Origin of the sequence: Mycolicibacterium komossense (assembly GCF_025822605.1) — a bacterium.
GTDB lineage: Bacteria > Actinomycetota > Actinomycetes > Mycobacteriales > Mycobacteriaceae > Mycobacterium > Mycobacterium komossense.
In genome coordinates, this window is the sequence record NZ_JACKTY010000016.1 from 39849 (window position 1) to 46779 (window position 6931).

The following is a 6931-nucleotide window of genomic DNA, read 5'->3' on the forward strand; positions in this document are numbered from 1 at the left end:
GGCCACGTCACTGGTTGCGGTTCCACTCCAACCAGCCGACACCGGTGCGCCCGTCTGCGGTGGTCACAGTCGCCCAGGCCCGCGGGAAAAAGCTGACCCGGCCGTCGGGAGCGGTCAGCCGCACCGGCGCGTGCCCGACGATCTGGGCGGTCGCCACCACGTCAGCCGACCCGTCAGCTGTCAGCGTCAGCTCGGTGCTCACCGGTAACTCGTTGGGCGAGAAAACCTCCCGCGCGCTCACTCCCTGCAGCTCGACAAGCGGACCAGTGGCGTCCTCCGATGCGGTCTGGACATAGCCGATCCCGAAGGGCGGGATTCCCGGGATGCGCATATCGACGCCGTGCAGGTGTGTGCCGTCATCGAGGTGCAAGGCACTCCACACCCACTCCATGCTCCACCAGTCGCGCACACCCCACGAGTGGTCACGCTGACCGGGCACGCCGGCGAAGGTGTAGGTGTGGCCGTCGGCGGTAGCAACACCGCTGACGGCGCACGGGATCTCGTAGCGCGGGGTGATCCGGTATCGATAGGGCGTGCCGTCGCTGGTCCACTGCAGGTCCATCATCACCTCGACCGGCCGGCCGGCTTCGCCGCGCAACAGCGCCGCCGGGTCGTCGAACGCCTCGCCCCTGCCGCGCACCGTCACGGTGTAACGCTGCAGCGGTGTCGTTGCGGCGTGGGCGAATTCGAAGGTATCGGTGTTGAGCGTCGCCGGATTCCCCGGCAGGGGCGCGGCGAACTCGGAGACGGCGATGGTGGGCATGTCCGGGCCGCACAGCAGCGCCTGCAGCCAGGCGGTCTGCTGATTCGGGATCAACCCGAGCCGTAACCAACCGCCGACCCCCTGCGTCGGGTCGACGAAATCCCAGTACCAGCTTTCGCTCCACAGCGGTTCGTCGGTCGACGGGTGCGCGCCCTCGTCGGCGGCCTCCGGACGCAACGGCACCGTCGGCGCGGCGCTGGGCAACGCAGCCAGGGCGTCGGTATCGAGGACATGGCTGCAGTGCCGGTCGAGCATCGTCATGAACATCTCGTCGCCGCGGGCGGTGCGTTCCACCAACATCGAGGACACGATCGCCATCATCACGCCGAAGAAACTCTGTCTGCGAACGCCATCGCGGACGTCATCGAGGCTCAGTGCGGTAGCTGAACCCAGGGCATCGTGATACGCGCGCAGCAGCACGTCGTAATGCTGGCGACGCTCCGCCACCGGCAGCGCGGAGCCGATGAAGTAAGCCAGGTCGGTCAGGGCGGGTCCCCAGGTGACGGTCTGCCAGTCGACGACCGTCAGCGGCCGATCCGAGCCGGCTGCACCGAACAGCATGTTGTCCAGCCGGTAGTCACCGTGCACCAGGCCCATCGGCCGGCCCTCGGCGCCCTCCGCGACCAGGTAGTCGTCGAAGCCCGCCACCAGGCGCTCGCAGACAGTGCGCTGGTCGTCGGTCATCACCTCGGCATACCGGTCGGCGAAGGCGGCGTAGAGCTGACCGATCAACAGCTGGTTGATCGGTGCGTCCCGGTTGAGCCAGTCGGTGCCCGCCAGCACGTCGTCGCCGAGCAACTGGGTGTGCAGACCGCCGAGCTGACTGACCGCGAGCACTGCCTGATCGACTGTCGCGCCGCGGATTTCGTCACCGACTCCTGCGAGAGCGGCATCCCCCAGCACCAGGTCGAAGATGCCGGTCGCCGGGTCGAAGGCGCTGTGCAGACACGGCGCCACCGGACTTGCCGCGCCGGCCGCCAACCGCGGCGCGATATCGGTGTAGAACCGGACCTCGCGCTCGTACAGCCCCAAGGCCAGGCCGGTCTGGCGACTGGTCGGGTCCCCCGCAGCCACCTTCAACACGACGGAATCAGGCCCCGCGTCGGCCTCGTACCTCGGGGTGATCCGGTAGCACTCGCTCATCTGGCCGGTGCCGATGCGTTCGACGGTGAAATCGCTGACGGTCGCGCCGAGGACGGCGGTCAACCATTCGGCCGTGACATCGCCGGGCTTTTCGATGACGAGTTCAGTGTGGGCTGGCACGTGACCAACCTAGAACACGGGGCCACGACTCCAACGCGTTTCGCCGGGATTAGTTGACGGGTGTCAAATCCGGCCTGGTCACCCGGCCGGGTGGCATTGCGATTGCGGTGTCGGCGCCACGTCCAGCGCCGGATTGCGATCGAAGAACCCGTACGGCTTGAGCCAGAAGGACACCGTGTCCACGGGCATGATCGGCCAGTCCTCGGGCCGGGTCATGTGATGCAATCCGAAGACGTACCACAGCACGACATCGGTGTTCTCGATCGACCGGTTCGCTTTGGTCCACGTCCCGATACCCAAGTCTTCTGCCGACTGGTTGACGAATTCGCCTGCGGGCCAACGCTCGTCCGGGTGGTTCGGCGTCACCCACAGCGTGTGCCCGATCACCGTGGCGCGCTGGAAGACCGGTGACTCCGGATCGAACATCGGCGGAAATGCACCGCCGGGCACCAGCTTGTACGACGGGTGGGTGCCGAGTGAGTTGGTGACGTTGGGGTTCACCACCTTCCACGCCCGCTGGGTGGCGTAGTTCGGATCCTGGATACCCTCGCTCTCGGTGCGCAACGGCACCGTGCGCTGCACCACCGACAGCCCGTACGGGTTGTCCGGCCCCATCGGCTCGGCGTACGACTCCGTCATGCAGACGGTGTTCTCGCTGCCGTCGATGTCCATATCGAGCCGCGCCACCAGGAAGTGCTGATGGAACGGCGCATACGTCCGTTCGTCGACCAGCGTGCCGTTCGGATTCGGCGCCCCTGGCGCCAGCGGTGTGGTCACCATGATCCCGGTGGCGCGGACCTCGCACTCGATGTTGCCGTCCTGATACAGCCGCCAGTAAACCAGGTACTCGTAGTTGGCGACGGTCACATGCGAGGAGATGGTGAGCCTGCGCATGCGGCGCACCTCGGCGCCGGCCTCGTGGTCGACGTGCTTCCACAGCACCGCGTTGTCTTCTTCGTGGATGCAGATCGCATTGCGAATGGTGTACGGCTCGCCCTTGCTGTTGTGCAGCGTCGCGTCGAGGTAGCGGATCTCGCCCAGACAGTCACAGCCCAGTTCCAAAGAGACCGTCATGAAGCCCAGCCCCCACTCGCCGATATCGAATGCCGTACGGCGGTAATGATCTTCAGAGGGATCGCGGTACGGCACCATCATCTCGGCGAAGCTCATCCGGTGCGCAATCGGACGGATCCGGTCACCGTCGCGGTAGCCCACGGTATGCAGCGTCATACCTTCGCGATGGTTGAATCCGACACGCAGCGACCAGTTCTGCCACTGCAACAGATTGCCGTCCAGGGTGAATGACGGCCCATCAGGCTGGGTGATCGTCAGCGGTGCGAGTGGCTCGCGAGTCCAGTTCGCCTTGATCCGCTCCGGAATATGTTTGGGCACATACTCGCCCATCACATTCGGTGGTTCAAACCCTCCCCCGGAAGAGAAGGAGTCCTCGATCCGCAGCAATTCCATGGTGTTGAGGTCGACGACGCAGTGCAGTCCACTGACGGGGTTCGCGTACGGGTTCGCGCCCGGTCCGTTCTTGCGCCAGGTGTCCGACCAGCCGATCCGGCGGTCGCGGTACTCCGGCGGTGCGACGGCCGCACCGTAGGTCCAGGTGTCCATGAAGACGTTGTCGATATCGGTGATGCCGCGCTTGGCCAGCGCCGCGACGACGTCGGGGTGTGTGCGCAGCATCGCATCGCATTCCACGAACTCGTCGACGGTGAAGTTGGCTTGCACACCGGGCACATGGTCGAACGACTCCACCCGGTCCTCGGTCAACGACACCACACTCCTGTAAGTGGCGTTCGCGGCGCGCTCGAGGCACAGCACCATCGCGCGGCGGGCGGGCCTCGTCCCGGACTGCTCGAACTCGGCAAGCTCGGCCTTGGCCGGTTCCACCATCTCGATGCAGGCGATGCGCCAGCCGCCGCCGACCCCGCGCTCACGGCTCAGGATCGCAGCCACCGAGCTGAATTCGTCGGACGAGAGCGGATCCAGTGGGTGATCAGGCGCTGGGCTGACGGTGTGAGTCATCGCTCCATCCTCGGTCGACGGCTTCGGTCGTGGGCCCATTACGCAACCACATCGACTGATACCGCGCACGGAATCCCGGCGAAATCGGCAGTCGGGTCACTGCGCCAGTGTGAAGCCCTCCCAGGCGGTGCGACGGTCGGGATCAGGATCGAGTTCGACGCGGGAGCGCCGGTCGAACACCATCACCGCCCGTTCGGCGGTGTCATAGGCCGGCCAATCGTCGCCGGGCACTCCGGTGCGGCTGAACGCCCGCCACCGCGACTGGATATCGCGGCTGACGCGGCGCGCCGAACGCCGGTCGCCGGCGGCGGTGAGCACCGATCCGAACCTGCTGCGGTACACGTCGAAAACAGCCAGCATCTCGGTGCCATGAGTGGCGCCAAGACCCGACCAGTTCAGCGTCCTCGGGGCGTAGTCGTAGCGGTACAGGTAAGTCGGGGCATGACGGCTGTGGGCGTCTCCGATCTGCCAGGCCGCCGAACTGAACGCGAAGTCGCCGCCGAGCCGGATACATGCCGCCGCGTCCGGATAGCCCGGGTAGGCGGAGGTGATCCGGTCGCGGGTGTCGGTGCCCGCGGTGGACAGCAGGGCTTCGATCATCGGTTCGGTGGTCGGCAGCAGTTTGAGGAACCGGGTGAACAGTTTGGCCTCTTCGGCATTGTTGCCGACGATCAACGGCACGGGGTGGGCAACGCCGGTGGCCATGGCTTCAACAGGGTCCAACGGCAGGTAATCGTCACCGTAGGACGGGCCGGCGGGAAACGCGCCGAGCATTTCCCGGCTGCCGTGGGAGATCAGTTCATCCAGTGCATCGACGAGCTGCGCCGGCGAGGCCTGCATCACCGCGGCCGCGGCGTCCTGCCTGCGGGCGCCGAGGATGCCGGCGAACCGTACCGCCAGCTGTTCGGCGACGTCAGCAGAGCGGACCATACCCGCGGCCGGGCTCTCCGAGATGACTTGGTGAAAAAGACCTTTCGCGGCCGGAACGGCCAGCAGGGTGGCCACCGCCTGGGCACCCGCACTCTCTCCGAAGATCGTGACATTGTCGGGATCGCCGCCGAAGACCCCGATGTTGTCGCGGACCCACTGCAGCGCCATCACCAGATCGCGCAAGAACAGATTGCTGTCGATCGTGGTCTGCGGTGTCGACAGCGACGACAGGTCAAGACAGCCCAGCGGGCCGAGCCGGTAATTCACCGACACATAGACACAGCCGCGCCGCGCAAGCGCCGCCCCGTCGTACAGCACCGTGGCCGAGCTGCCGAGTATGTAGGCGCCGCCGTGTACGAAAACCATCACCGGCAGCGGGTCCTGTTCCTGCCCGGAGGCGGGCTCGGCGGGGGCGACGACGTTGAGTGTGAGGCAGTCCTCGCCCATCGGCTGATACTTACCGAGTCCGGTGATGGTGTATTTGCGTTGCTGTGGCGCGCAATTGGCGAAACCGTGGCAGTAGCGCACCCCGCGCCACGGCTCGGCGGGCCGCGGGGCGCGGTATCGCAGCGGACCCACCGGCGGCCTGGCGTACGGAATGGAGCGCCAACGGTTTACGCCGTCACGGGTGAACCCCTCCACGATGCCGGTCGAGATGGTGGCGCGGACGATATGTTCGTGCATAACCCTCGACGGTAGCGAAGAGGTGTCAACTCCACCCCGGTGGCACTACCGTTGCCGACATGCGGATTGTCCTGCCGATCACGGCCTTGCTGCTGGTCGCGGGCTGCTCCGGTGCGGACGGCGGCCAGGCCGACCGGAGCGCGACACCGTCGCAATCGTCATCGTCGAGCAGTTCGGCGCCGCCTAAAACGTCCACCACCTCCCCTGTTGCGGTCTCCGCACCGCCGCAGGGTACCCCGATCGGGGCAGTGATCGGCTGGGTCGAAGCGGGCAAACCGGCCGATCTGGCGGGCTTTCACACCGCCAACCGGGATGGCGCCACGACCCAGCTGAACCACGGTGTCGCCTTCACCACGCCGTCGGGGAGAACGACCTGCATGTCCGGTATGACGGCATTCGACGACGGCGAACTCGCCTGCCTGACCCAGATGAGCGAGGGGCCGGCCAAACCCGCCGCCGTCGGTCCGGACGGGCAATGGATTCCCGGCTGGATCGACTATCCCGGCGACACCCTGACCGTCGGCGGACTGCACGGCGACCCCGGGCAGTTCGGCTACGGCACGGGCGCGGAGCTGTCATACGGGCAGCGCCTGCGGTTCGGCGACTATCAATGCCGCACCGACCAGATCGGCTTGTTCTGCGTCAACTATGCCCATCAGAGCGGCGTCCGGATCAGCGACGCCGGCGTGCAGCCGTTCGGCTGCCTGCGCGCGGTCGACCCGGGCGCCGACGAGCTGGTCGGACTCAAGTTCGGCTGCTGATTTCCCCTATTGCGCCCCGTCGCCGCGTGGGTCATCGTCCCGGCGCAGGAGCTCTTCTGGGTGGTGGTGTTTGTTGATGCGGCCGTGGCCGGTGTCGAGCTGTGGTGGTGGGATCCATTCGGTGCGGCCGTCTTTGCGTTTGCGGGTCCGCCAGCCGCCGGGTGTGACGAGGCGGTTGTGGGGGCCGCAGGCCAGGGTGAGGTCGTTGATGTTGGTGTGGCCGTCATCAGCCCAGTCGCATTCGGCGTGATGCACCTCAGTCAAAACCCCGGGACGGTGCAGCCGGGGAATGTGCAGCCGCGGTCTTTGGCGTGCAGGACGATCCGCTGATCGGCCGAGGCGATCCGCTTGCTGCGACCCAGATCCAGTACCCGCCCCATGTGGTCGAAGATCACCAGGTAATGAAACGCGTGCGACGCCAACCGGACCACGTCGGTCATCGGCATCCGGGTCCCACCCGAGGTGACCGCCAGCCCAGCCCCGGACTCGCGTTCTG

At 66.7% G+C, this 6931-nt stretch carries 4 protein-coding genes and 1 pseudogene; 1 reads left to right on the forward strand and 4 read right to left on the reverse strand.

Translation table 11 applies throughout. The annotated features are described in order from the left end of the window. Positions 1-7 precede the first annotated feature (7 nt). The 3 genes from H7J73_RS06225 to H7J73_RS06235 form a co-directional block, all read right to left on the reverse strand. On the reverse strand, positions 8-2026 hold the full coding sequence (locus H7J73_RS06225; RefSeq protein ID WP_264066393.1) for a DUF7064 domain-containing protein: 2019 nt from the start codon (positions 2024-2026) through the stop codon (positions 8-10). Positions 2027-2104: 78 nt separating this feature from the next. Continuing rightward, entirely contained in the window at positions 2105-4060 is a 1956-nt protein-coding gene (locus H7J73_RS06230; protein WP_264066394.1) for a primary-amine oxidase, read from the reverse strand. 96 nt (positions 4061-4156) lie between these two features. Further along, positions 4157-5674, reverse strand: coding sequence for a carboxylesterase/lipase family protein (locus tag H7J73_RS06235; protein ID WP_264066395.1), 1518 nt, complete (start codon positions 5672-5674; stop codon positions 4157-4159). A gap of 59 nt (positions 5675-5733) precedes the next feature. Between H7J73_RS06235 and H7J73_RS06240 the strand changes: the two genes are divergently transcribed. Continuing rightward, positions 5734-6435, forward strand: a complete 702-nt coding sequence (locus H7J73_RS06240; protein ID WP_264066396.1) for a hypothetical protein — start codon at positions 5734-5736, stop codon at positions 6433-6435. Positions 6436-6441: 6 nt separating this feature from the next. Here the strand turns inward: H7J73_RS06240 and H7J73_RS06245 are convergent. Further along, a pseudogene (locus H7J73_RS06245) lies at positions 6442-6931 on the reverse strand (HNH endonuclease signature motif containing protein); the annotation flags it as partial.

What these genes read in the sequence shown, in the direction of transcription:
- H7J73_RS06230 (WP_264066394.1), bottom strand. Translation starts at nt 4,060, where the DNA reads ATGACTCACACCGTCAGCCCAGCGCCTGATCACCCACTGGATCCGCTC.
- H7J73_RS06235 (WP_264066395.1), bottom strand. Translation starts at nt 5,674, where the DNA reads ATGCACGAACATATCGTCCGCGCCACCATCTCGACCGGCATCGTGGAG.
- H7J73_RS06240 (WP_264066396.1), top strand. Translation starts at nt 5,734, where the DNA reads ATGCGGATTGTCCTGCCGATCACGGCCTTGCTGCTGGTCGCGGGCTGC.